Origin of the sequence: Streptomyces apricus (genome assembly GCF_008369065.1) — a bacterium.
GTDB lineage: Bacteria > Actinomycetota > Actinomycetes > Streptomycetales > Streptomycetaceae > Streptomyces > Streptomyces apricus.
Map to the genome: position 1 here is coordinate 26,892 of NZ_VDFC01000010.1, position 23,669 is coordinate 50,560.

At 72.7% G+C, this 23,669-nt stretch carries 25 protein-coding genes and 1 pseudogene; 9 read left to right on the top strand and 17 right to left on the bottom strand.

What is annotated here, in order from left to right; all coding sequences use genetic code 11:
* The 6 genes from FGF04_RS39900 to FGF04_RS03725 form a co-directional block, all read right to left on the bottom strand.
* A partial coding sequence (locus tag FGF04_RS39900; protein ID WP_223146340.1) for a hypothetical protein occupies positions 1-218 on the bottom strand: 218 nt, incomplete at its 3' end.
* A 155-nt stretch (positions 219-373) separates the two neighbouring features.
* Positions 374-940: an antibiotic biosynthesis monooxygenase gene (locus FGF04_RS03705; protein ID WP_149509750.1), complete on the bottom strand. Its 567-nt coding sequence runs from the start codon at positions 938-940 to the stop codon at positions 374-376.
* Positions 941-1,063: 123 nt separating this feature from the next.
* Entirely contained in the window at positions 1,064-1,285 is a 222-nt protein-coding gene (locus tag FGF04_RS03710) for a hypothetical protein (protein WP_149509751.1), read from the bottom strand.
* 103 nt (positions 1,286-1,388) lie between these two features.
* Positions 1,389-1,988: a hypothetical protein gene (locus tag FGF04_RS03715; protein WP_149509752.1), complete on the bottom strand. Its 600-nt coding sequence runs from the start codon at positions 1,986-1,988 to the stop codon at positions 1,389-1,391.
* Between the two features lie 216 nt (positions 1,989-2,204).
* Entirely contained in the window at positions 2,205-2,528 is a 324-nt protein-coding gene (locus FGF04_RS03720; RefSeq protein WP_268893762.1) for an Atu4866 domain-containing protein, read from the bottom strand.
* A 144-nt stretch (positions 2,529-2,672) separates the two neighbouring features.
* Positions 2,673-2,885 carry a DUF4287 domain-containing protein gene (locus FGF04_RS03725; RefSeq protein WP_149509753.1) on the bottom strand — a complete coding sequence of 71 codons (213 nt, stop codon included), beginning with the start codon at positions 2,883-2,885 and terminating at the stop codon, positions 2,673-2,675.
* Positions 2,886-3,079: 194 nt separating this feature from the next.
* On the opposite strand from FGF04_RS03725, the gene FGF04_RS03730 reads away from it, so the two are divergent.
* Positions 3,080-3,388: a GNAT family N-acetyltransferase gene (locus FGF04_RS03730; RefSeq protein ID WP_149509754.1), complete on the top strand. Its 309-nt coding sequence runs from the start codon at positions 3,080-3,082 to the stop codon at positions 3,386-3,388.
* 41 nt (positions 3,389-3,429) lie between these two features.
* Here the strand turns inward: FGF04_RS03730 and FGF04_RS03735 are convergent, their stop codons facing one another.
* Positions 3,430-4,455: an LLM class flavin-dependent oxidoreductase gene (locus FGF04_RS03735; RefSeq protein WP_149509755.1), complete on the bottom strand. Its 1,026-nt coding sequence runs from the start codon at positions 4,453-4,455 to the stop codon at positions 3,430-3,432.
* Between the two features lie 67 nt (positions 4,456-4,522).
* Positions 4,523-4,909, bottom strand: coding sequence for a DUF5997 family protein (locus FGF04_RS03740; RefSeq protein WP_223146341.1), 387 nt, complete (start codon positions 4,907-4,909; stop codon positions 4,523-4,525).
* 58 nt (positions 4,910-4,967) lie between these two features.
* On the opposite strand from FGF04_RS03740, the gene FGF04_RS03745 reads away from it, so the two are divergent.
* A complete protein-coding gene (locus tag FGF04_RS03745; protein WP_149509757.1) occupies positions 4,968-5,765 on the top strand; it encodes a LysR substrate-binding domain-containing protein in 798 nt (265 codons plus the stop codon).
* Between the two features lie 74 nt (positions 5,766-5,839).
* On the opposite strand, the gene FGF04_RS03750 is transcribed toward FGF04_RS03745, so the two are convergent.
* Both FGF04_RS03750 and FGF04_RS03755 read right to left on the bottom strand, forming a co-directional pair.
* Positions 5,840-6,457 (bottom strand): TetR/AcrR family transcriptional regulator, encoded by a 618-nt coding sequence (locus tag FGF04_RS03750; protein WP_149509758.1) that lies wholly within the window; start codon positions 6,455-6,457, stop codon positions 5,840-5,842.
* 103 nt (positions 6,458-6,560) lie between these two features.
* On the bottom strand, positions 6,561-8,618 hold the full coding sequence (locus FGF04_RS03755) for a discoidin domain-containing protein (protein WP_149509759.1): 2,058 nt from the start codon (positions 8,616-8,618) through the stop codon (positions 6,561-6,563).
* 240 nt (positions 8,619-8,858) lie between these two features.
* On the opposite strand from FGF04_RS03755, the gene FGF04_RS03760 reads away from it, so the two are divergent.
* The gene (locus FGF04_RS03760; protein WP_149509760.1) at positions 8,859-9,542 is read left to right on the top strand and encodes an NUDIX domain-containing protein; all 684 of its coding nucleotides are present in this window, start codon (positions 8,859-8,861) and stop codon (positions 9,540-9,542) included.
* On the opposite strand, the gene FGF04_RS39905 is transcribed toward FGF04_RS03760, so the two are convergent.
* The 5 genes and pseudogenes from FGF04_RS39905 to FGF04_RS03780 all read right to left on the bottom strand — a co-directional run bounded on the left by FGF04_RS39905 (position 9,520) and on the right by FGF04_RS03780 (position 14,579).
* The gene (locus FGF04_RS39905; RefSeq protein ID WP_235882182.1) at positions 9,520-10,299 is read right to left on the bottom strand and encodes a sulfite exporter TauE/SafE family protein; all 780 of its coding nucleotides are present in this window, start codon (positions 10,297-10,299) and stop codon (positions 9,520-9,522) included. The two genes, FGF04_RS03760 and FGF04_RS39905, sit on opposite strands and share 23 nt — an antisense overlap.
* A pseudogene (locus FGF04_RS40865) lies at positions 10,279-10,878 on the bottom strand (L-threonylcarbamoyladenylate synthase); the annotation flags it as partial. The pseudogene FGF04_RS40865 and the gene FGF04_RS39905, both read right to left, overlap by 21 nt.
* Positions 10,879-11,025: 147 nt before the next feature.
* Complete coding sequence (sthA, locus tag FGF04_RS03770) at positions 11,026-12,429, bottom strand: Si-specific NAD(P)(+) transhydrogenase (RefSeq protein WP_149509762.1); 1,404 nt, start codon at positions 12,427-12,429, stop codon at positions 11,026-11,028.
* A gap of 226 nt (positions 12,430-12,655) precedes the next feature.
* Positions 12,656-13,348, bottom strand: a complete 693-nt coding sequence (locus FGF04_RS03775) for a formylglycine-generating enzyme family protein (RefSeq protein WP_235882175.1) — start codon at positions 13,346-13,348, stop codon at positions 12,656-12,658.
* 73 nt (positions 13,349-13,421) lie between these two features.
* Complete coding sequence (locus FGF04_RS03780) at positions 13,422-14,579, bottom strand: Gfo/Idh/MocA family protein (RefSeq protein WP_149509763.1); 1,158 nt, start codon at positions 14,577-14,579, stop codon at positions 13,422-13,424.
* A 145-nt stretch (positions 14,580-14,724) separates the two neighbouring features.
* On the opposite strand from FGF04_RS03780, the gene FGF04_RS03785 reads away from it, so the two are divergent.
* On the top strand, positions 14,725-15,774 hold the full coding sequence (locus FGF04_RS03785) for a LacI family DNA-binding transcriptional regulator (protein ID WP_149509764.1): 1,050 nt from the start codon (positions 14,725-14,727) through the stop codon (positions 15,772-15,774).
* Between the two features lie 10 nt (positions 15,775-15,784).
* Positions 15,785-16,168, top strand: coding sequence for a VOC family protein (locus tag FGF04_RS03790; protein WP_149509765.1), 384 nt, complete (start codon positions 15,785-15,787; stop codon positions 16,166-16,168).
* Between the two features lie 35 nt (positions 16,169-16,203).
* Here FGF04_RS03790 and FGF04_RS03795 read toward each other — a convergent pair whose 3' ends face one another.
* A complete protein-coding gene (locus FGF04_RS03795) occupies positions 16,204-16,974 on the bottom strand; it encodes an ANTAR domain-containing protein (RefSeq protein ID WP_149509766.1) in 771 nt (256 codons plus the stop codon).
* A 132-nt stretch (positions 16,975-17,106) separates the two neighbouring features.
* Here FGF04_RS03795 and FGF04_RS03800 point away from each other — a divergent pair, with 132 nt between their 5' ends.
* From FGF04_RS03800 to FGF04_RS39910, 4 genes are all read left to right on the top strand, one after another.
* The gene (locus FGF04_RS03800) at positions 17,107-17,481 is read left to right on the top strand and encodes a helix-turn-helix transcriptional regulator (protein WP_149509767.1); all 375 of its coding nucleotides are present in this window, start codon (positions 17,107-17,109) and stop codon (positions 17,479-17,481) included.
* Between the two features lie 104 nt (positions 17,482-17,585).
* Positions 17,586-18,470, top strand: coding sequence for an SDR family oxidoreductase (locus tag FGF04_RS03805; RefSeq protein WP_149509768.1), 885 nt, complete (start codon positions 17,586-17,588; stop codon positions 18,468-18,470).
* Between the two features lie 106 nt (positions 18,471-18,576).
* Entirely contained in the window at positions 18,577-20,148 is a 1,572-nt protein-coding gene (locus FGF04_RS03810; RefSeq protein WP_149509769.1) for an FAD-dependent oxidoreductase, read from the top strand.
* Between the two features lie 125 nt (positions 20,149-20,273).
* Positions 20,274-20,450 carry a hypothetical protein gene (locus tag FGF04_RS39910; RefSeq protein ID WP_188113947.1) on the top strand — a complete coding sequence of 59 codons (177 nt, stop codon included), beginning with the start codon at positions 20,274-20,276 and terminating at the stop codon, positions 20,448-20,450.
* 1 nt (position 20,451) lies between these two features.
* Here FGF04_RS39910 and FGF04_RS03815 read toward each other — a convergent pair whose 3' ends face one another.
* Positions 20,452-23,265, bottom strand: coding sequence for a SpoIIE family protein phosphatase (locus FGF04_RS03815; RefSeq protein WP_188113948.1), 2,814 nt, complete (start codon positions 23,263-23,265; stop codon positions 20,452-20,454).
* Between the last annotated feature and the right edge of the window lie 404 nt (positions 23,266-23,669).

The window sequence follows — 23,669 nt, forward strand, 5'->3', positions numbered from 1 at the left end:
GCGTACCGGTGCTCGACGGAGTCGGCGGCCTCGGCGTACCGGCGGCGCTCCACCGCGTCGGGGTACCGGTGTTCAGCCCTGCGCGTCGGCCGGTCCGGCACCTCGTCCGGCGGCGTCTGCCAGGGGGCGGAGACGGGTGGCGGCGGCATGGGGGCCTCGACCACGCTCTCGGGGGATATGCCAGGTCGGTCGGAGTCGAAAGGCGAACGGGTTGTCATACTCGGCTCCCTACGAAGGGTGCAGTCACTGTCGTGGCCCGGACGCGCGGCCCGAGAGTTGCTGTTCGACCTTCTTTCTAAGCGCCCGCGCCGAAGGCCGCCAACGGGATGCGGCACACGTGTGACGCGGGCCGGGAGCGGGGCCTGTCGCCGTGTCAGCTGTCGGGTGTGCCGTACAGCCACAGCCGCAGCAGCCGGCTGAGCCCCGGCATGAGCAGGTACGTGAGCACGGGCAGCAGCACGAGCGGGAAGACGGCGGCGCGCAACGGCAGGGGCCAGCTCGCGGTGACGGGCACCACCAGCCACTGGACGAGGAGGGTCATCGGATAGGCGCCGAGGAACGTCGTCACGACCATCTTCCAGCGCGGCGGGGCCTCCACGGTGGTGCCGGGCAGCCGGAACCAGCTCTCCATCCCGGTGGTCGACTGGCGTTCGTCGCGTACCTCGGTGGCGATGCCCTCGATCCGCGCGTGCCACCGCGCGCGCTCGTCCGATTCCAGCCAGTCGGTCAGCCGCTGCGGGTCGGAGAAGCGGAGCACCGCGTGGAACCGGTGCCCCGGCTCCGGGCGCAGCCAGGACACCCCCTGGCTGCCGGGGAACCGCGTGACGCAGTCGGTGACGCCCTGCGTCCACTCCTCGAAGTCGGCCTCATGACCGGGGCGTACCTGCCAGGTGAAGACCGTGGTGATCGGTTCCGCGCGCGATCCCTGTGTGGTGCTCATGACCATGACGGGTTCCATGCGCCGCGCGGGTCATGCGCGGGCGGACCGACGTACCGGGCCGCCCGCGACGGGTCCGTCCGGGCAGGTCGTAGGGGCAGGTCGTGCGGGGCAGGCCGTCCGGGATCAGCCGTCCGCGTCGTGCGTCCCCGGGGTCACTATCTCGTCCAGGGCCTTGCGCACGGCCTCGTAGGTCTGCCCGCGCAGTTCGGCGTCGCGCGCGGCGTCCGGATCGCCGGGCCTGAGCTCCTCGCTGCGCGTCTTCCAGGTCTGCTCCTCCCGGCCGGCCCAGGACCGGGCCCGCTGGATGCGGCGCAGGAGTTCGTCGGAGTCCACCACGTCAGTCATGAGATACGGGTACCCGCGCGAGACCGTCCGACGAGTGCGGATTCGTGGCATGTCCGTGAACGTCCCCGGCAGGACCGGGGACGTTCCGGCGCAATCAGGTGGCTCAGGTGGTCGGAGACGTGGGGAGCTGGGCGAGGCCGCCGCCCGAGACCCCGGTCAGCAGCCCGAGCACGGACGACAGGACCTTCGGCACCGCACCGGCGACCCCGCCCACGTCGAGGGCGGCCAGCGAGGAGACCAGGCCGTCGACCGACGTCTCCAGAGCGGCCGAGGTGTCCCGCGCGGGGACGTCCGCGGGGGTCCCCACCGACGGCGCGGGATCGATCGTCGTCCCGTTGGGCGTCATGGTGCCCGTCATGTCCCCGAGCTGCTCCTGCAGCTGGGCGGTGGCCTGCTCCACGGCCTGCGCCTGCTCGGCGGCCACGACCGCGTCGATGGTGTCCTTGTCCGCGCCGGTCAGGCCGATCAGGCTGGTCAGCGAGGTCAGGAGAGAGGAGAGCGCGTCACCCTGCTCCGTGTCGGCCGGCAGCGCCCGCAGCCGTTCCGGCGTGAGGCCGGCCTCGGAGAGCAGCGACCGGGCGACACGGGTGTCCGGCGCGTCGGACGGGGCCTCGGCGGCGGTGGCGGCCCCCACCGGACCGAGGACGAGCGCGGCGCAGACGAGGGGCGGGAGGAGCAGGCCGCGGGATACCAGGGCGCGCATACAGGTTCCTTTCCAGAACGGCTGTCGTTTGGCCCCACCGTGGAAAACCCCCGCGTCCGCCGCAACCGGTCGCGCGCCCGCCGGACGCCAGGGGCACGGCGCTCCCGTACCCCCGGACCAGGACTTTTCTCCGTCGGCGGCTGTGCTCGGGGTACCCCCCTGGCGTACGCCCGTCGGGGTAGCGCCGCCGGCGGCGGGACGGACCGGGGGTCCGTGTCACCCCTGATGCGTCACCTCTGAAGCGCCCTCGTCCGTCTCGCGGTGGAGCACCAGGTGCTCGTGGAACAGGACCCCGTCGCGGACGTCGCCGGTGGCGGTGAAGCCCGTGTCGTCGACGTAGTCGATGTGGCTGCCGGTCACCGTGTACCGGCCGGTGTAGGCGCTCGCGCGGGTGCCGCGGGCCTCGTCGTAGCGGCCGTCGGCCCGCAGCTCCTGGCGGATGTGGCCGTCCGCGGTCACCCACATCCCGACGTACGGGTGCGGAGCGGGGGAGGAGCTGCCGTCGGGGCCCGGGTTCGTGGTCTTCCTCGTGGTCGTCATGGGTCCAACGGTCGCCGCGGCCCGGCGCCGTGACCAGGCCGCCGTTCTCCTGGGTGCACGACACCCTGGACCCGTACGCCCGGGAACGGCGATCAGGTCACGGGACCCCGGACCCCCGTACGACCCCGGCCCGGTCCGCTCCGGTCACCTGCCGCTGTCCTCGGCGAGCGTGTGCGCGACCAGTGCGTTGGCGTGGCCGTGGCCGATCCCGTGCTCGGTCTTGAGCCAGGACACCAGTTCCATGTGCTTCGTCAGGGGCGAGGAGCGGATCAGCTCCTTCCACTCGGCGACGGGGCGGCCGTACTTCGCCTCGATCGAGGGGAAGTAGCTCGCGGGGCCCTTCACGGTCTCGCTCATGTGCGTGTCCTGTCTCTGGGTGTCGCGCCGTGGTCGTGATGGTGTGGACCCCGGGCAGGGCCCGGAATCATCGCCCCCGCGCTGTGATCCGGGTCACCCGGCGCCGTCGGTTAGGGTCGAACTCTTGATCGGCACACCGCGGCACCCGCAGGTCACGGCAGTGGCGGGGCGGACGTGGCACACGAGGAGGACACATGGCGGTCGAAGTACGGGACGTTCCCGAGGCGCGGCGCTACGAGGCGCGGCTCGACGGGGCGTCCGAGGTCGCCGGCTTCGCGGACTACCTGCGCACCCCGGAACTCATCGCGTTCCTGCACACCGAGGTGAGCCCGGAGTGCGAGGGCAAGGGGGTCGGCTCCGCGCTGGCCCGGGCCTCCCTCGACGAGGCGCGCGCCGCCGGCCTGCGGGTGCTGGCCACCTGCCCGTTCTACGCCGGTTACATCGCCCGCCACCCCGAGTACGCCGACCTGCTGTACCAGGCCCGCAGCAACGTCAGCGACTGAGCCCCGGCACCGGCGGCCCGCTGCCTCCGGGCCGTCGGCCGCTATCCCTGGGCCGCTGGCCGCCAGCCCAGGGCCGGGCCCAGGACGGTCGCGATGTCGGTGAGGATCTGGACGTAGTCCGCGTGCTCGAAGGTGAACGGCAGCGCGAACGCCACCTCGTCGATCTCCCGGAACGCGGCGTGCGCGTACAGCCGTTCGGCGATCTCCGCGGAGGTCCCGACCAGGTCGGGCGCGAACATCATGCGCGCGGGACCCTGGGGGACCGCGGTGCGCGGCGTCCGCTTCTCGGCGTACGCCGCGTACTTCGCGCGCTGCTGCGGGGTGGCGCTGTCGGTGGGGATGACGACGAGCCCCTGGGAGACACGGGCACGGTCGCCGTCGGGGTGTGCGGCGCGGAAGGCGCGTACGTGGGACAGCTGGATCTCGGCGAAGTCCTCGGAATCCTCCGCCTTCACGACACTGCTGGTCAGGAAGTTCATCGCGTTCTCGCCGGCCCACCGGGCCGAGCGCAGACTGCCGCCGCCGTACCAGAGACGCCGCCCGAGCCCCGCGGCGTGCGGCTGGACGCGGTCGGAGAACACCTCGAAGCCCTCGACCCCGCTGAAGTCGGTGGCGGGCTTGCCGCGCACGAAGTCCAGCAGCCGCGACACCCGGTCGTAGCCGAAGTCCTCGGCGTCGGCGGTGTCCGGGTACAGCGCGCCCTTGACCTGGTCGTAGTGCATCGGCGGACCGACGCTGACGCCGGGGTTCAGGCGGCCCCCGGACAGCAGGTCGACCGTGGCCAGGTCCTCCGCGAGACGCAGCGGGTTCTCCCAGCCCAGCGGAATGACCGCGGTGCCCAGCTCGATGCGGGTGGTGCGCTGCGAGGCCGCCGCCAGGACCGCCACGGGGGAGGAGATCCCGTACTGCAGGTGGCGGTGGCGCAGCCAGGCGCTGTCGAAGCCCAGCCGCTCACCCAGCTCGATGATCTCCAGCGTCGACTCGTGCCCCGTACGCGGGTCGGCCTCGTCGAACAGACCGATGGTCAGGAAACCCAGTTTCCGCAACGGTTGCGAAGGCAGCGGCACGGGGACTCCTCCATCGTCCGGGGCGCATACCGTCGAACGTACGCGCTGATCCCATTCTGGCAGGCGATCACCCGGACGCGCGTTCGGCCTGCTTGTCCTTGACGCGGGCCGCCTCCTTGCGGACCTCGGCCTGGGTGGCGCGCTCCTTGCGCAGCCACTCCGGGGAGTCCTGCTTCAGCGCCTCGATCTGCTCCGTGGTGAGGGCCTCGGTCACGCCGCCGCGGGCGAGACCGGAGATGGAGACGCCGAGCTTCGCGGCGACCACCGGCCGCGGGTGCGGGCCGTTGCGCCGCAGCTCCTGCAGCCACGCGGGCGGCTCGGCCTGCAGCGCGGCGAGCTCGGCGCGCGAGACGACACCCTCCCGGAACTCGGCGGGTGTGGCCTCTAGGTACACACCCAGTTTCTTCGCCGCGGTCGCGGGCTTCATCGTCTGGGTGTTCTGGTGCGACGTCATGCGGTCAAGGGTATCGAGCATGTGAACCTGCCCCGACCACGGCGGGTAACCTGGCCAGGTGACAGGCGCCCAGGACCCCCCTCCGTTCCGGCTCGCGTACGTTCCGGGAGTGACGCCCGGCAAATGGGTGCGGATCTGGAACGAGCGGCTGCCCGACGTCCCCCTGACACTCCTCGCGGTCGCCGCGGACGAGGTCCTCGACGTGCTGCGGCGCGGTGACGCCGACGCCGGTTTCGTGCGCCTGCCCGTCGACGGTACGGATCTGAGCGCGATCCCCCTCTACGCCGAGACCAGCGTGGTCGTCGTCCCGAAGGACCATGTGGTGGCCGCGGTGGACGAGGTCACCGCCGAGGACCTGGCCGACGACGTCGTGCTGCACCCGCTGGACGACCCCCTCGACTGGGAGCGCCCGCCGGGCCGCCCCGCGATCGAGCGCCCCGCCACGACGGCCGACGCGATCGAGCTGGTGGCGGCCGGGATCGGCCTCCTGGTCGTTCCGCAGTCGCTCGCCCGCCTGCACCACCGCAAGGACCTGACCTATCGGCCGGTCACCGACGCCGTCGCGTCGCGGGTCGCCCTGTCGTGGCCCGAGGACAGGACCACGGACCTGGTCGAGGACTTCATCGGGATCGTCCGGGGACGCACCGCCAACAGCTCCCGGGGCCGCTCCCAGCCCGCCGCCGCCCAGCCGAAGGCGGCGGCCGCCGACAAGGGCTCGGCCCGGCGCAGGCCCGCCGCGGGCAAGGCCACCGGCAAGAGTCCCCGGACCGGCTCCGGCTCCGGCTCGTCCAAGGGCGGCAAGGGGACCAAGGGCGCGCGGGGAGCGAAGGGCGGCAAGCCCCGCCGCCGTTCGTAAGGAGCATTCGGGCAGGGAGCGTCCGGGCAGCGAGCATCCGGGTCGGGGAACATCCGGGCCAGGGACCGTGCAGGTCAGGGCCCGTGCGGCACCTCGTCCGTGTCGCGCACCAGACCGGCGACGTGGTCGGTGATCGTGTCGAGGATCTCCGCCCACGCCGCGTCGTCGCCCAGGACCAGGAAGTTGAGGGTCAGCCCGTCGGTCATGGCGGCCAGGTAGCGGGCCAGCACCGGCACGGGCACCCGCAGCGCGAAGTCCATGTCGCGGGCGAGCTGCCCGAGCAGTTCGGTGTACGTGTCGCGGTACAGCTCGTACTGCCGCCGGGCCAGGTGCTCGAACCCCGGCCGGCGCAGCGCGTACTGCGTCAGCTCGTAGGTCAGCATGTGCTCGCCCGGGTGGGCGGACACATGGTCCCAGTAGGCCCGGAAGCCGGCCGCGACGGTCTCCCGCAGGGTCCCCCTCGGGCGGATCGCCTCGCGCACCACCGTGACGGAGTGGCTCGTGATCGTCTCGATCACCGACTCGACGAGCTCCTGCTTGGAGTCGAAGCAGTAGTGGAAGACGCTCAGTGACACGCCCGCCTCGGCCGCGACGGCCCGGGTCGTCGCCCCGGCGACGCCGTCCCGGGTCATCACGCGGATGGCCGCCTCGGTGAGCTGACGGCGCCGTTCCGCCGACGGCCTGCGGACCATGGAGCCCCTTTCGGACCTGCTGCCGGACGGCGGCGGACGCCATCTGCCGTGGACGTCTCCGGTCGTGGATGTCACCTGCCGTGGACGTCTCCGGTCGTGGACGTCACCCGCCGTGGACGCCCACCTCGTACAGGGAATAGCCCCAGTCGGTGCCGCGGTCCAGCGCGTGCACCCGTACGTAGCGGGCGGGCACGGCGGGGAACAGGGCCGTGTCCAGGCCGCCGTCCCCGGTGGTGGTGGACCACACGGACCGCCAGTCGGCGCCGTCGGCGGACACCTCCACGCGGTACGCCTTCGCGTAGGCGCGTTCCCAGTCGAGGGTGACGCGCCCGACCGTGCGGGTGGAGCCGAGGTCGACCCGCAGCCACTGGTCGTCGCTCCAGTCGCTGGCCCAGCGGGTACCCCGGTCGCCGTCCACGGCCCGGCCGGGCGCGTAACTGGTGAAGATGCCCGACTCCGACGAACTGGCCGATGCTGGCGACCCCTTGGCGAGGTTCACCCCGGCCCGGTGCCGCTCGGACGCGCCCCAGGTGTCGAGGTAGGACTCCGCGCCCCGGAACAGGTCGTCCACCACTCCCTGCCCCGCGACCAGCCGGACGTCCTCGATCCAGTCCGGTACGAGCCCGTAGTGGGCGGCCCCGTCGGTGTTGATGTCCCAGGTGCGCTGCCCGGTGGTCTGCCGGTCGAGCACGGCGCTGCCGTCGGTGCTGCGGAACGGGTACCGCACGGGGTTCGGGGCGTCGGCGCCGCGCGGGGCGGGCCAGCCGCCGACACCGTTCATGTCGGTGCCGTAGCCGTAGCCCACGTCGTACTTGTCACGCAGGGCCTTCGTCCGCGCGGCCTCCGCACCGAACTGCTCGGAGCCGTGCATGTACTGGGCGATGAACCCGCCGAGCCGGTAGACCCGTTCGGTCCAGTTCAGGTCCATCCAGCTGTGCGAGGAGATCACGCCGGGGTAGGACTCGGCCTCGAAGATGTCGAGGGCGCGGCCGGTGGCCTTGACGCCCATGTGGTCGATCTCCAGCATCATCTTGCGCTGCATCAGACCGCGCACGGCGTACTCGCCGAGATCGGTGAGCCCGCGCTTGTTGCACTGCGCGTCCGCGGCGTACGACGGGACCTTCACGCCCGCCGGGAGTTCCTTCTCCGCCCCCGGCGCCGCCGCGCCCCCGATGGGGTTGTCGTGCTGCGGACCCGTGCACTTCTCCGTCTGCCAGAAGGTGCCCGTCGACAGGAACTGGCCGACGTTGATGGCCGTACCGAGGCCGCCCTCGTCGAACCTGACCCCGCACAGGGCGTTGTCGAACTTGTGGCACAGGAACATGCTGCGCACACCCAGGTCGTACAGCTCGTCCAGTCCGGCGTCGATGTCCGCCTTGTCGCACTGCGCGATGTCCAGGACCTGCTTGCAGCCGAAGGGTTCGGAGGTCTCCACGCCCAGGACGACGGCGAGTTTGCCCTGCCGGGCGACCTCACGGGCCTGCGCGCTGTCGGTGACGATCCGGAACCAGCCCTTGCCGGGACCGCCGTACATCGCGTCGATGTAGTCCTGCATGTCGTAGGTGAGCTTCGCCTGCAGCCGGATCGAGGTCATCTCGTCGCAGCTGCGGTCCTTGAACGGGTAGACCGAGCAGATCACGCCGTTGGTGACGAGGTCGTTGACGAGGACGCGCTGGCCGCCGCGCCAGGCCCGCTCGACCCAGGCGTAGTAGTTCTGCTGGTGGGTCAGCGAGTCGTGGGCGGGCCAGTCCTTGAACGTGGGCCAGCCGTCCGGGTCGTGCTTGCCGTCGCCGCCGTTGGTGATGAAGTCGAAGAGCGCCAGCGAGCCGTCGGGGTAGTGCTCGGGGCAGTCCTTGAGGGCGGCGGCCACCCCCGCCGCCGAGAACGGCTTGCCGCAGATGAGCCGTCCGCCGAACGCCTCGTTGGCCATGATGTGGTTGTGCGCGTCGACGAACCCGCGCACCTCGCCCTGCGCGTCGGTGCCCCGGAACGGCTCCCCGCTCACGTTGATCTGCGAGTCGGGCGCGGGCCGCGCGACCGGGTCCCACCAGTCGGCGCCGGCCGCCGAACTGGGCGTGGGCCCGAGCGACATCGCCGTCACGACGAGCAGCAGCGCCATGACCATGAGAGGTCCGCGCCGGAGGAGGGGCTGCCGGGTCATGGTCATCACCTACGTCTTCGGTGGTCACGACTTGTCATGGCTCGTGCAAAACTCTGGGACGAGAATCCCGGCCGCCGCGGGGTGAGTCAAGGGTCCGGGACGGATGACCTGATGGGCCGTCGGGACCCCGCCGGCCCGCACGGGATGGTAGAAGCGGGACATGACCACTTGTCCCACCCGCACGGGTACCCGCTCGACCTCCGCCGCCGCCGTCCGGCGCTCCTCCGCGGGCGGCGCCCGGTGACCGCCGGCATCGACACCCCCGACCGCAGGGGCCGCACCGGACTCGACCGGACCGGCCTGGACCTGACGGGCAACCCCCGGGTAAAGGTGCGGGACGTGACCCTGCTGTCCTGCCACTGGTACGTGGAGCGCACCACGACCTTCGACCTCCAGCTCGCCGACGGCACCTGGTCCACCCAGGAACGCGAGACGCACGACCGGGGCAACGGCGCCACGATCCTGCTGTACGACACCGAGCGCGGGACCGTGCTGCTCACGCGGCAGTTCCGCTACCCCGTGTACGTCAACGGCCACCCCGACGGCATGCTCGTGGAGACACCGGGCGGCCTGCTCGACGAGGAGGACGAGCAGTCCGAGCACCCTGAGCGCGCCGTGCGCCGCGAGGTGATCGAGGAGACCGGGCACACGGTCGGCGAGGTCCAGCGCGTCTTCGACGTCTACATGAGCCCGGGCTCGGTCACCGAGCGCGTGACCTTCTACGCGGCCTCCTACGGCCCGGCCACCCGTACCCACGCGGGCGGTGGCCTCGACGAGGAGGGCGAGGTCATCGAGACCGTCGAACTGCCCTTCCGGCAGGCCCTGGCCATGATCCGCACCGGCGAGATCGCCGACGCGAAGACCATCATGCTGCTGCAGTGGGCGGCGCTGGAGGGGCCGTTCAGCGCAGCAGCAGCTGGATGAGGGCGGCCGTGCCGACCGTCACGATGAGGACGCGCAGGACCAGCGGGCTGAAGCGGCGGCCGACCGCGGCCCCCAGCTGGCCGCCGAGCGCGGAACCGACGGCGATCAGCGCGACCGCCGTCCAGTCGAAGTCGGCGACGAAGAGGAAGAAGGTCGCGGCGACGGTGTTGACGATCGCGACCAGGACGTTCTTGACGGCGGTCAGGCGCTGCAGGGGCTCCTCCAGGAGCACCCCCATCAGCGACATGTAGATGATCCCCTGCGCCGCGGCGAAGTAGCCGCCGTAGACGCTGGCGAGCGTCAGGCCGACGAACAGCAGCGGCCCCCCGTCGCCGCGGGCGGGGGCCCGCTCCCGGACGGCGCCGGCGCCGGTGTCCGGCGCGGTGACCGTGGCCGGCGCGCGGCGGCGGCGCAGGTACCGGGTGATCAGCGGCTGGAACGCGACCAGGACCAGGGCGAGGCCGACCACAACCGGCACGATCCTCTCGAACGCCGTCGCGGGCAGGGCGAGCAGGAGCACGGCGCCCGTGAAGCCGCCCAGCAGGGCGCCGACGCCCAGCTTGAGGATGCGCCGCCGCTGACCGCGCAGTTCCCGCCGGTAGCCGAAGGCTCCGCTGACGGCGCCGGGGATCAGGCCGAGCGCATTGGAGACCGTCGCGGTGACGGGCGGCAGCCCGGTGGCGAGCAGGACCGGGAAGGTGATCAGGGTCCCGGAGCCGACGACGGTGTTGACGKCGCCCGCTCCCTTGCGGACGATCTCGGCCTCGCCGCTGGAGAAGTCGATGACCGTCGTCGGCTCGGTGCCGCAGTCGCCGGAGTCGATCACTGCGTCGACGGAGTGGTCGAGCCGTTCCTTGATCTCCCAGCCCTGGGTCATCGGCTCCTCCTCGTCGGGCAGCAGGAGCGTGCTGGAGAGCAGCGGCTCACCCAGCTCGGCGAGCAGGGCCTGCGCGACCGTGTGGTCCGGGATGCGCACACCGACCGTCTTCTTCTTCGGGTGGAGCAGCTTGCGCGGGACCTCCCTGGTCGCGGGGAGGATGAAGGTGTACTGGCCGGGCGTGGACGCCTTCACGGCACGGAACACGTCGTTGTCGACCTGGACGAACTGGCCGAGCTGGGCGAAGTTCTGGCACACGAGCGTGAAGTGGTGACGGTCGTCGAGCCGGCGGATGGAGCGGATCCGGTCGATGCCGTCACGGCTGCCCAGCTGGCACCCCAGCGCGTAGCAGGAGTCCGTGGGGTACGCGACGAGCGCACCCGCGCGGATGGAGTCGGCGACCTGGGTGATGGTGCGCGCCTGCGGATTGTCGGGATGAACATCGAAGTACTTGGCCACACGCCGAGCTTATGCCCCAGGCGCCCCTGAGCGCGGAAGCAGGGGCTGTGCCCCTGCTTCCGCGCCTGAGGGGCACGGGGAACCGCGCGCCCAGCCCCCACCGGCCCGCACCGTCCGCACCTTCCCCACCCGTCGGCAGGCGAACGCTCAGTCCCGGAGCCGGTCGATCTGCCGGATCTTGTTGGTGGCGTCGAGCGCGGCGACCTTGTAGGACTCCGCGAGCGTCGGATAGTTGAAGACGGCGTCGACCAGGTAGTCGACCGTGCCGCCGCAGCCCATCACCGACTGGCCGATGTGGATCAGCTCGGTGGCCCCCGTGCCGAAGCAGTGCACGCCGAGCAGCTTGCGGTCGTCGGGGGAGACGAGCAGCTTCAGCATGCCGTGCGAGTCACCGATGATCTGCCCCCGGGCCAGTTCGCGGTAGCGGGAGATGCCGACCTCGAACGGCACGCGCTCCTCGGTGAGCTGGTCCTCGGTCTTCCCGATGAAACTGATCTCGGGGATCGTGTAGATGCCGATCGGCTGGAGGTCGTGCATCCGGCTCACCGGCTCGCCGCACGCGTGGTACGCGGCCGTGCGGCCCTGTTCCATCGAGGTCGCCGCCAGCGCCGGGAAGCCGATGACGTCGCCGACGGCGTAGATGTGCGGCACCTCGGTGCGGTAGTTCTCGTCGACCTTGATCCGGCCGCGCGCGTCGGCGGACAGGCCGGCCTTGTCGAGGTCGAGGTCGTCGGTGAGGCCCTGCCGGCCCGCGGAGTACATCACGGCGTCCGCCGGGATCTTCTTGCCGCTCTCCAGGACGGTGAGGGTGCCCCGCGCGTGGCGTTCGACGGCGGCGACCGTCTCGCCGAAGCGGAAGGTGACGGCCAGGTCCCTGAGGTGGTACTTGAGCGACTCGATCACCTCGACGTCGCAGAAGTCGAGCATGCCGGGCCGCTGTTCGACCACGGTGATCTTGCTGCCGAGGGCGGCGAACATGGAGGCGTACTCCATGCCGATCACGCCGGCCCCGACGATGACCATGGACCGGGGCACCCGCTCCAGGTTGAGGACGTTGTCGGAGTCCAGGACCGTCGACTCGTCGAACTCCACAGCCGCGGGCCTGGCCGGCCGGGTCCCGGTGGCGATGACGACGGTGTCCGCGGTCAGCAGCTTCTCGTTGCCGGTCACCTCGCGCAGGGCGACGGTGTGGGCGTCCACGAAGCGGCCGGTGCCGGCGAACAGGGAGACGTGGTTGCGGGAGAGCTGGCTGCGGATGACGTCGACCTCGCGGCCGACCACGTGCTGGGTGCGCGCGGTCAGGTCGGCGACGGTGATGTCCTCCTTCAGCCGGTAGCTCTGGCCGTAGAGGTCGCGTTGGGTGAGGCCGGTGAGGTAGAGGACCGCTTCCCGCAGGGTCTTGGAGGGGATGGTCCCGGTGTGGATGGAGACCCCTCCGACCATGTCGGGGCGGTCGACGACGGCGACCCGGCGGCCGAGCTTGGCCGCGGCGATGGCGGCCTTCTGGCCGCCCGGGCCGGATCCGATGACGAGCAAGTCGAAGTCGCGCACCACCAGAGTCTGTCAGCCGGGCGGGCCACCCGAAAGGGTGAACAGGTGACGGGTGTCCTGCGGACGGCTTGTGGATCGTTCGCCACCGCGGGCCGGTGGGGGCGGGCCGCGCAGTTCCCCGCGCCCCTGACGGGGCGGGGCCCTCCGCGCGGACGGAAGCAGGGGCGCAGCCCCGCTTTTTGAGGGGCGCGGGGAACTGCGCGATCGGCCCCCGCCGGGCCGCACCCTACGAACGGCCGGCGGAGCCCCCCGCAGGCGTCCGGGCCAGGCGGAAGCCCACGTCGTCCACCTGGTACCCCGGGTGGCTGCGCCGCCGCACGGACGCGCGGCAGCTCCAGTGCTCGTCGAACCAGCCCCCGCCCCGCAGCACCCGGTACGTGCCGTAGGCCTCCGCGTCGTAGACGTCCCAGCACCAGTCCCAGACATTGCCCAGCATGTCGTGCAGGCCCCACGGGTTGGGCCGCTTGCCGCCCACGTCGTGCACCCGCTCCTGCGCGTTGTCGCGGTACCAGGCGATCTCGTCGAGCGGCCCGTAGCGCGGTCCGGGCGTACCGGCACGGCAGCCGTGCTCCCACTCGGCCTCGGTGGGCAGCCGGTAGCCGTCGGCGGCCGGGTCCCAGGCGACGTCCTCGCCGCCGGCGTGTAACGCGTAGGCGGGGGTGAGCCCTTCGTGCCGCGACAGGGCGTTGCAGAACCGGACCGCGTCCCACCACGACACGCCCTCGACGGGCAGCTGGTCCCCGTCGGCGCTGCTCGGCCGCAGTCCCGTGACCCGCGCGTACAGCGCCTGCGTGACCGGGAAGGCCCCGAGCCGGTAGGGGGCGACCTCGACCGACCAACTGCGCTGCGTCCGCCGGTCGGACAGCATGACCCGGCCGGCAGGGACAGCGATCATCTCGTACACCACGCGTGTGTCCATGAACAGGCAATCCTACGGACGATCCCGCGGCCTCACGGCGCGCGGCGGCACGTACCCGCCGGTTATGCCAAAGTCACCCGGCGGGGCTCGTCCAGGTGCCCTTCTCGGCGGAGCGGACCATCGCGTCCAGCGCCGCCACGCTGTGCACGGCGTCCTCCAGGGTGGCCCCGTACGGCGTGCCCTCCTCGACGGAGCGCAGGAAGTTGTACGCCTCGATCACCTTCAGGTCGTCGTAGCCCATGCTGTTGGCCGCGCCCGGCTGGAAGGCCGCGTACGCGCCGTGCCCCGGCCCGACGTACACGGTGCTGACCGGCTGGTCCTGGAACGACGTGCCGCGGCTGACACCCAGTTCACCCATACGACGGAAATCCCAGGAGACCGCGCCCTTCGTGCCGTGGATCTCGAAGCCGTAGTTGTTCTGCTCGCCGACCGAGACCCGGCAGGCCTCCAGGACGCCCCGGGCGCCGGAGGCGAAGCGCAGCAGGCAGGACACGTAGTCGTCGTTCTCCACGGGGCCCAGTTCGCCGCCCGTGGCACGGATGTGGCCCGCGGTCGCGCCGGTGGGCCGGGCCCGCTGCGGGACGAAGACGGCCGTGTCGGCGGTCAGCGACGCGATCTCGCCCAGCAGGAAGCGGGCCAGGTCCACGCCGTGCGAGGCGAGGTCCCCGAGCACCCCGCTGCCGCCGCGCTCGCGTTCGTAACGCCAGGTCAGGGCTCCTTCGGGATGGGCGGCGTAGTCGCTGAAGAGGCGGATGCGGACATGGGTGACGGTGCCGATCTCCCCGGCCGCGATCAGCTCGCGCGCGGCCGCGACGGCGGGCGCGTTGCGGTAGTTGAAGCCGACCGTGCCCTGGACGCCCGCCGCGGCGACGGCGTCCGCGACGGCCCGCGCGTCCGCCGCGTCGAGGCCGACCGGCTTCTCGATCCACAGGTGCTTGCCCGCCTCGGCCAGGGCGACGCCGATCTCGCGGTGCAGGAAGTTCGGGGCGGCCACGCTGACGGCGCGGACCCGGGGATCGGCGGCGACCTCCCGCCAGTCCCGGGCCGCGGTGGCGAACCCGTACTGCGCGGCGGCCTCCTCGGCGCGGCCCGGCACCTCGTCGGCGACGGCGATCAGTTCGGGCCGCAGGGACAGCCCGGGGAAGTGGTGCGGCACGCGCGCGTACGCCTGGGTGTGCACCCGTCCCATCCAGCCGAACCCCACGACGGCGACGCCGAACGCACTCCCCATGACTGTCCCTCTTCGGATCGGTGGCGGACCGGTGGCGGCCTCGTGGATTGGATCGGTCCACAGCCGTTCCGGATCACACTGGAGTTCGTCACCGCAGGTGTCAACCCCTTTGACTTCCCACGGAACCCTGTGGAACGGTCCAATCATGAGGCCGCCCACGATCCGCGACGTCGCCGAACGGGCCGGAGTGTCGAAGTCCCTGGTCTCGCTCGTGCTGCGCGGCTCCGACCGGGTGGGCCCCGAGCGGCGCCGGGCCGTCCTGGCCGCCGTCGAGGAGCTCGGCTACCGGCCCAACGCCGCCGCGCGCAGCCTGAGCGAACGCCGCGCGCCCGAGACCCGGGGCCACGCGGGGCCGGGCGGCAGGCCGCTGGTCGGAGTGCTCCTCAACGACCTGCGCAACCCGTGGTTCGTCGAGCTGCTCGACGGCCTCAACTCCCTCCTGGACGCCCGCGGTGCGCACATGCTGCTGGCCGACGGCCACCTGAACCGGCGGCTCGGCGAGGACCTCACCCGCACCTTCACGGACCTGCGGGTCGACGGGCTCGTCGCGGTCGGGACCCTGCCCGGTCCGCAGATGCTGCGGACCGCCGCGGCCCGGCTGCCGACCGTCGTCGCGGGCGCCCGCGAGCCGGTCCTGCCCCACGCGGACATCGTCGCCAACGACGACGAGTGCGGTGCCCGGCTCGCCACGGAGCACCTCATCGGACTCGGCCACCGGCGCATCGCCCACATCGCCGGCGTGGGGACGGTCGGCGAACTGCGCCGCCGCAGCTTCGAGACCGTCATGCGCGAGCACGGGCTGGCCGGCAGCGCCGTCGTGGAGCGGGGCGACCTCACCGAGGAGGGCGGCTACCGGGCCGCGGTCCGCCTGCTCAGCGCCCCCGAGCGGCCCACCGCCGTCTTCGCCTTCAACGACATCGCCTGCGTCGGCGCGCTCACCGCCGCGGAGGAACTCGGCCTGCGGGTCCCCCGGGACCTCTCGCTCGTCGGCTACGACAACACCTACCTCGCCCGGCTGCGCCACCTCTGGCTCACCACCGTCGACAGCGCGGGCCACGACGTCGGCCGCCGCGCCGCGCAGTGCCTGCTGGACCGGATCGCCGACCCCGCCCGTCCCGCGCGGACCGTGCTCGGCACGCCCGCCCTGGAGGTACGGGGCACGACCGCACCGCCGCCCGGGCCGGCCGTCTCGTAGGCTGACGGTCATGGCATGCCGCATCAGTGAACTCGTCATCGACGCCGTGGACCCCGAACGGCTGGCCGCCTTCTGGAGCGACGTCCTCGGCTACGTCGAGCTCGGCCGCGAGGACGACGGGAGCATCGAGATCGGCCCGCCCGGCGCCGGGTTCGGCGGTCCGCAGCCCACCCTCGTCCTCAGCCCGACCGACGACCCGCGGCCGAAGAAGCTGCGGCTGCACATCGACGTCAACGCCACCGACCGCGACCAGGACGCCGAGCTGGCACGGCTGCTCGCGCTCGGCGCGCGGCACGCCGACGTCGGCCAGACCGGCACCGAGACCTGGTACCCCCTGGCCGACCCGGAGGGCAACGAGTTCTGCCTCCTGCGCAGGCGGCTCGACCCCGTCTGAGCCCGCGTACACCCTGAGCCCGCGTACACCGCGCTTCAGGGTTCCCTCTCCCGGCCCGGACGGTCCGCGTCGTCCGCGTAGTCCGGGCCATTCGCCCGGTCCGTCCGGTCCGTGGAGAGCTGGGCGACGGCCGCGTACAGCTGCCGCCGCAGGGACCGGGGCAGCGGTTCGCCCCGGACGGTGCCCACCGTGCCCTCGGCGAGGTGGTGCAGCTTGATGTTGGCGTTCTGCGAGACCGTCACCAGGACGCTCCACGCGTCCTCGGGGCTCAGCCCGAAGGTCGCCATCAGGACTCCGCGGGCCAGGTCGATGACCGGCCGGGTCCGCATGGCACGCTTCAACTGGACGACCTCGGCGCGCAGTTCGCGCTCGGCGTCGGCGCCCTCCGCGGCGCGGGGCGCGACGCGGTGCGCCGACGCGAACAGCGGCGCCGTTCCCGTGAGGTCGAGCAGCCGCTCGACGGCGGGACTCGCGGACCGGACGGCGACCGTCCTGCCCTCCGCGACCGCGAGTCGGTGGACCAGCAGCAGCACGTTCAGCCCGGAACAGTCGCAGAAGCCGACGCCGCTCAGATCGAGGTCGATGCCGCGGCCCGAGGCGCTGAGAGCCGTGCCCAGGGCCTGCCGCAGGTCCTCGCGGGTGTTCATGTCGATGTCGCCGACCGCCACGACGGTCGTCCGCTCCCCGGCTGGGCGGGTCGCGATCCGCAGGCGCGCCGGCGGGTGTCCACCGGCGGGGCCGGGCGACGCCGTGGGGGAGGCGACGCCCCGGCCCGCGGGGCGGACTGAAAGCACTGGTTCCGACATGGCCGCCGCTCCCCGGGCATCCACCGTCACTGTCTCCTCCAGGTTCGGCTCCAGGATTTCACCCGTCAAGAGATACACGAAAAATGATTCACCCTTTGTCTTACGTGAATCGCAAGTCGTATGATGCGGGCCATGGGTGAAGTACCTGAGACACATTCCGGCTGGACGTTCCTCACCAACCACGCCCGGGTGCTGGCGGCGATCGCCGAGGACCAGAACGTCCGCATCCGGGACATCGCGGCGCGCTGCCGGCTGACCGAGCGCGCCGTCCAGAAGATCATTTCCGATCTGGAGCAGGGCGGCTACCTCACCCACACGCGGCAGGGACGCAGCAACGAGTACCGCATCGAACCGGGGACGATCCTGCGGCACCCGGCCGACGCGGGACTGAGCGTCTCGGGCCTGCTGGCGGTCCTCGCCCGGTACGACACCCGGCACGACGCGCCGCCGCAGGAGCCGCGGCCGGCCGCCGTCCCCGAACAGGGACCCCCGGCGTCCGACCGGTGACATCGCGGCCGCGCACGGTCCGCCGGCGGCCATGTGTGGGTCCATCCGTACGGGGGACTGGCAGGGGTGTCACCGAGCGGAACCGGCCAGAGAGGCGCACCCCCATGAAGGACTCCGAGCAGCGCAACCCCGTCGACCAGCACCCCCGGCCCGACTTCCCCCAGCAGGAGCAGCAGCACCCCGGGTGGACCGGCCCGATGGACCCGCCGCCGGACCACGGCGAGGAGTCGTACGAGGGCAGCGGCCAGCTCACGGACAGGAAGGCGGTCCTGACCGGAGGGGACTCCGGGATCGGCCGGGCCGTCGCGATCGCCTTCGCCAGGGAGGGCGCGGACGTCCTCTTCACCCACCTCCCCGAGGAGGCCGGCGAGGCCCGGGAGACCGCACGGCTCGTCGAGGAAGCGGGCCGCAAGGCGGTCGCCGTGCCCTGCGACATCCGCGAGGAGGAGCAGTGCCGCCGGCTCGTCGAGCGCGCGGTCGAGGAATTCGGGCGCATCGACATCCTGGTCAACAACGCCGCGTACCAGATGTCGCAGCCCGACGGCATCAGTGCCATCACCACCGAGCAGTTCGACCGCGTGATGCGCACCAACCTCTACGGCATGTTCTGGCTGAGCAAGATGTCCCTGGAGCACATGCCGGCGGGCGGCTCGATCATCAACACCACCTCCGTGCAGGCCTACCAGCCCAGCCCGCACCTGCTCGACTACGCCATGACCAAGGGCGCGATCGTGACGTTCACCCAGGGACTGGCGCAGATGGTCGCCGAGGACGGCATCCGGGTCAACGCGGTCGCTCCCGGACCGGTGTGGACGCCGCTGATCCCGGCGACCATGCCGGACACCTCCGAGTTCGGCAAGCAGTCGCCGATGGGCCGGCCCGCCCAGCCCGCCGAGATGGCGCCCGCCTACGTCTTCCTGGCCTCCCAGCGGGCGAGCTTCATCACCGCGGACATCGTCAACGCCACCGGCGGCACCCCCCTGCCGTAACGGCGGCCGGACCCGGCGGGCCCGTGTCCCACGGACCCGCCGGCGGCCCTCTTTGCGGACCGCCGCGCGCCCGGTTCGGTCGGCGGGCAGGGGGAACTCGGCGCCCATGACTGGTAACGCGGACGAGCAGACGTCGTACTGGATCGAGACGGCACCCCCCGGCCCCCTCCACCCGCCACTGGCGAGCGACATCACGGTGGACGTCGCGGTGATCGGCGCGGGCATCGCCGGGCTCAGCACCGCCCGGGAACTGGCCCGCGCGGGCCGTACCGTGGCCGTGCTGGAGGCCGACCGGATCGCCACCGGCGTCACCGGGCACACCACCGCCAAGCTGAGTGCCCAGCACACCCTTGTCTACGAACAGCTGCGGCGCACCCAGGGCGCCGAGGCCGCCAAGCTGTACGGGCGCTCCCAGTCCGAGGCGATCCGCCATGCGGCGGCGCTCGTGGCCGAGCTGGGCATCGACTGCGACTGGGAGGACGCCGACTCCTACACGTACACCCTGGACCCCGCGAAGACCGGGGAGCTGGAGGCCGAGGCGGACGCCGCCCGCGAGGCCGGGCTGCCCGCGCGGTACGTGACGGAGACGGACCTGCCGTTCGCCGTCACGGGCGCCGTCCGGGTGGCCGAGCAGGCCCAGTTCCATCCGCGCAAGTACCTGCTCGCGCTCACCGACGACATGCTCCGGCACGGCGCCCAGGTGTACGAGCACACCAGGGTCGTCGGGCTGAAGGAGGGCAAGCCGTGCCGCCTCACGACCGAGGCGGGACCGACCGTGACCGCCACGGACGTGGTGGTCGCCACGCACTACCCGATCTTCGACCGCGCGCTCCTGTTCACCCGTCTCTCCCCGCACCGCGAGCTGGTCCTCACCGCCCCCGTGGCGGCAGACCTGGCCCCGCTGGGCATGTACATCACCCCGGAGGAGGGCAAACGCTCGGTGCGCAGCGCTCCGTACGCGGACGGGCGGCGGCTGCTCATCATCACCGGGGAGAGCTTCCTGCCGGGGACCGCCGACACCGAGGAACGGTTCGGGCGGCTCGCCGGCTGGGCCACCGAACGCTTCGGGCCGCTCGACTTCACCCACCGCTGGGCGACGCAGGACAACAGCTCCACCGACTCCGTACCGCTGGTCGGCCCGTTCCACGCCGGCAGCCACCACACCTACGTCGCGACCGGCTTCGGCGGCTGGGGCATGAGCAACGGCATCATGGCGGGCCGCCTCCTGACGGACCTGATCACCGGGCGGAGCACCCCGCCGTGGGCCGGGCTGTACGACCCCCGGCGGGTGCGTTCGGCCGTGCGGGAGGCGCCCGCCTTCCTCAAGCACCAGGCCCAGGTCGCCAAGCACTTCGTCGGCGACCGGCTGCCGCCCACGTCGGGCACGGTGGACGACCTCGCCCCCGGGGACGGCGCGCTCGTGCGCATCGACGGCCACCGCTGCGCCGCCTACCGCGACGACGACGGCACGGTCCACGCCGTCTCGGCCCGCTGTACGCACCTGGGCTGCCTGGTCGCCTTCAACCGCGCCGAGCGGGCCTGGGAGTGCCCCTGCCACGGCTCCCGCTTCGGGACGGACGGCGCGGTCCTCCAGGGCCCCGCGACCAAGCCGCTGGAACGGCGTGCCGTGCCCGGTTCCGGCGCCCCGGCCGCGGACACTCCCGCGGAGGGTTCCTGAGGCGTCCCCGGCCGGGTTTCCGGCCGGTGCCGAGGGGGACCCGGTAGCGGTCATCCGACCTACGCCACAAGACGACGCGAACCCGGCCCCGTTCGAGGGCCGGGCGCGGAAGGAACGTGAGAGTCGTGACCACTTACGCCAGTACCCGGCACACCGCCGTCCGCCGTCCCGAGACCGGCTGGGCGAAGGCCCACCGCCGCCGCGTCGGCGGCGTGCGCCTGTGCCTGCCCGCCACTGCCGACAAGGACACGCGCCGCTCCGCGGCGGAACCGGAAGGCAACATAGTCCGGGGCGAGGACTGACTCACGGCAGCGGCTGTTCGGCCCAGATGACCTTGCCGTCGGGCGTGTAGCGGGTGCCCCACCGCTCGGTCAGCTGGGCGACGAGGAACAGACCGCGCCCGCCCTCGTCCGTCGTCGCGGCGTAGCGCAGGTGGGGCGAGGTGCTGCTGCCGTCGAAGACCTCGCAGATCAGGCTGAGGTCGAACAGCATGCGGACCCGGATGGGGCCGTTCCCGTAGCGGATCGCGTTGGTGACCAGCTCGCTCAGGATCAGCTCCGTCGTGAACTCCATGTCCTCCAGGCCCCACTCGGTCAGCTGCCGGGTGACCGAGGCGCGGACCTCGCCGACGGCCGCCGGATCGGGCCTCACTTCCCACTCGGCGACGCGCTCGGGGTCGAGCGCCCGGGTACCCGCGACGATCAGCGCGATGTCGTCGCCCGGCTTGGACGGCAGCAGCTCGTCGAGGACGGCCCGGCACGTCTCCTCCGGTGACCGGCCGGCCCCGGTGAGGGCGGTGCGCAGCAGTTCGAGGCCGACGTCGATGTCCCGCTCCCGGTTCTCGACGAGCCCGTCCGTGTAGAGGACCAGCCGGCTGCCCTCCTCCAGCGTGAGCTCGGCCGTCTCGAAGGGCAGGCCGCCCAGGCCGAGCGGCGGCCCGGCGGGCACCTCCGGGAACTCGACACCGCCGTCCGGGCGGATCACCGCGGGCGGCGGATGGCCGGCCCGGGCGACGGTGCACTGCCGGGAGATCGGGTCGTAGACGGCGTACAGGCAGGTCGCGCCCGTGACGGCGGCGCTGCTCTCGTCGTCCGCCTCGTCCTGGTCGATGCGGCCCACCAGCTCGTCCAGCAGACCCAGCAGCTCGTCGGGCGGCAGGTCCAGCGCGGAGAAGTTGTGCACCGCCGTCCGCAGCCGCCCCATCGTGGCCGCCGCGTGCAGACCGTGGCCCACCACGTCGCCCACCACCAGCGCGACCCGCGCGCCGGACAGCGGCAGCACGTCGAACCAGTCGCCGCCCACCCCCGCCTGCGCGGGGAGGTAGCGGAAGCCGATGTCCAGGGCGTTCTGCGCGGGCAGGGTGCGCGGCAGCAGGCTGCGCTGCAGGGTCACGGCCATGGTGTGCTCGCGCGTGTAGCGGCGGGCGTTGTCGATGGAGACCGCGGCCCGGGCGACCAGCTCCTCCGCGAGGGCCAGCTCCTCCTCGTCGAACGGGTCGGCCTTGACCGAGCGCCAGAAGTTCGCCACGCCCAGCACCAGGTGCCCCGCCCGCAGCGGGACCGTGATCAGCGAGTGGATGCCGTACTCCACGATGCGCGCGGTGCGCTCCTGGTCCTGGGCGAGCCAGCCGTGCGCCTGCCTGAGGTCGGGCGCCACCACCGCCTCGCCGGTGCCGAGGCTGTGCGCCTGCGGCGTGGAGGCGATGAACCCGATCCGCTCGCCCACCGGGTACAGGGGGGCGTCCTTGCGGATCCCGCTGAACGCCGTACGCCGCAGCGAGGTGCCCGCGTCCGGCTCCTCCCCCTCCAGCACGGCCTCGGCCAGGTCCACCGTCGCGAAGTCGGCGAAGCGCGGTACGGCCACCTCCGCCAGCTCCTGCGCGGTCCGGGTCACGTCCAGCGTCGTGCCGATGCCCACCCCGGCGTCGTACAGGAGCTTGAGGTGCTCCCGGGCCACCTCGGCCCGGCCGGACAGCGCGCGCAGTTCGGTCGAGTCGCGCAGCGTCGCGACGCTGCCGGCCGGGCCGCCCTCCAGGTCCGTGGGGCGCTGGTTGATCGCCAGCAGCCGGTCCCCGACGAGGTGCACCTCGTCCGTGGCGACGCGCCCCGAGGACAGCAGGGCGGCGGTGTCGGCGTCCAGGCCGAGTTCGAGGACGTGGCGGCCCTCGGCGTCCTCGGGGAGGTCCAGCAGGCGGTGCGCCTCGTCGTTGGCGAGCAGCAGGCGCCCCTCGCCGCCGACGATGAGCACGCCCTCGCGCACCGCGTGCAGCACCGCGTCGTGGTGTTCGTACATCCGGGTCATCTCGAACGGCCCCAGGCCGTGGGTCTGGCGCAGCAGCCGCCTGCTCACCAGGGCCGTGCCCGCCAGGGCCACCACGAGCGCGGCGCCGGCGGCGGTCAGCAGGAGAGGCATCTGCCGGTCCCCGACGCCTCCCACGTTCTCGGTCGTGATGCCCGCCGACACCAGGCCCACCACCGTGCCGTCGTCCGCCTGGACGGGCACCACGGCCTGCACCAGGGGCCCGATGGTCCCGGTGATCTCCTCGGTGAAGGGCCGGCCGGCCAGCGCCGGACCGAGCGTGCCGACGAACTTCTTGCCGATCCGGTCGGGCCGGGGATGGGTGTAGCGCACGCCGTCGGTGTTCATGACCACGACGAAGTCCACCTTGGACCGCACGCGGGCCGCCTCGGCGCGCGGCTGGAGCACCGCGGTGGGGTCGGGGGCGGTCAGGGCCTCGCGGGTGCCCGGGGCGTTGGCGAAGGTCTCGGCGACGGCCAGCGAGCGGTTGCGCGCCTCCGTCGTGCTGTCGTGGCGCACCTGCAGGACCAGCGCGCCCGCCGCGGCCACCACCAGCAGCAGCACGATCGCCACCTGCAGCAGGAAGACCTGCCCCGCGACGCTGCGGCCGGTCAGGAACGGGCGCAGCCAGGCGGGCCCGCGCCGGGGCGCGTCCTGCCCGGACCGCCCGGACTGCCCGGACTGCGGGGACTGTCGGGGGCTTCGCGGCTGCTGCGGCTGTCGCGGCTCCTGCGCGGAGCGGGCACGCGGGTGCCGCGCGCGGAGGCCGCCGGGGCGGGGGATCGACCGGGCCCAGGATCGACCCGAGAGTCGGACCATATGCCCATGTCTACACTGCCGGGGGCCGGGAGGCGAGAGGCACCCCGTGGTGCGGTGCCGCGGGCGGGCCCCGGCAGTGTAGGGCGGGGACCGGGGGAGACCCGACCCGGCCGCGGCGGCGCAGGAAGCACAGGCCGCGGGGAGCGCACGCGCCATGTGCGACACGGCTCTGCGGCCGTTCGTCACACAGGATCGGGTACGCGGTCATGCCCCTCACGCTAGCACCAGGCGACGCGGACGCGGGGGCCCGTGCGAGAACGGCAGGCGGAGGACGCACGCGAGATGCGCCCACGCAGGTTCTGCTCAGGACCTGCTAAGGGCCTGTCCGCGGCGCCGCTCGCCGGGCGGAGCTGCACTGCGGCCCGGCACCGGCAGGGCTGATCGGCGCCCTCCTGATCAGGTCC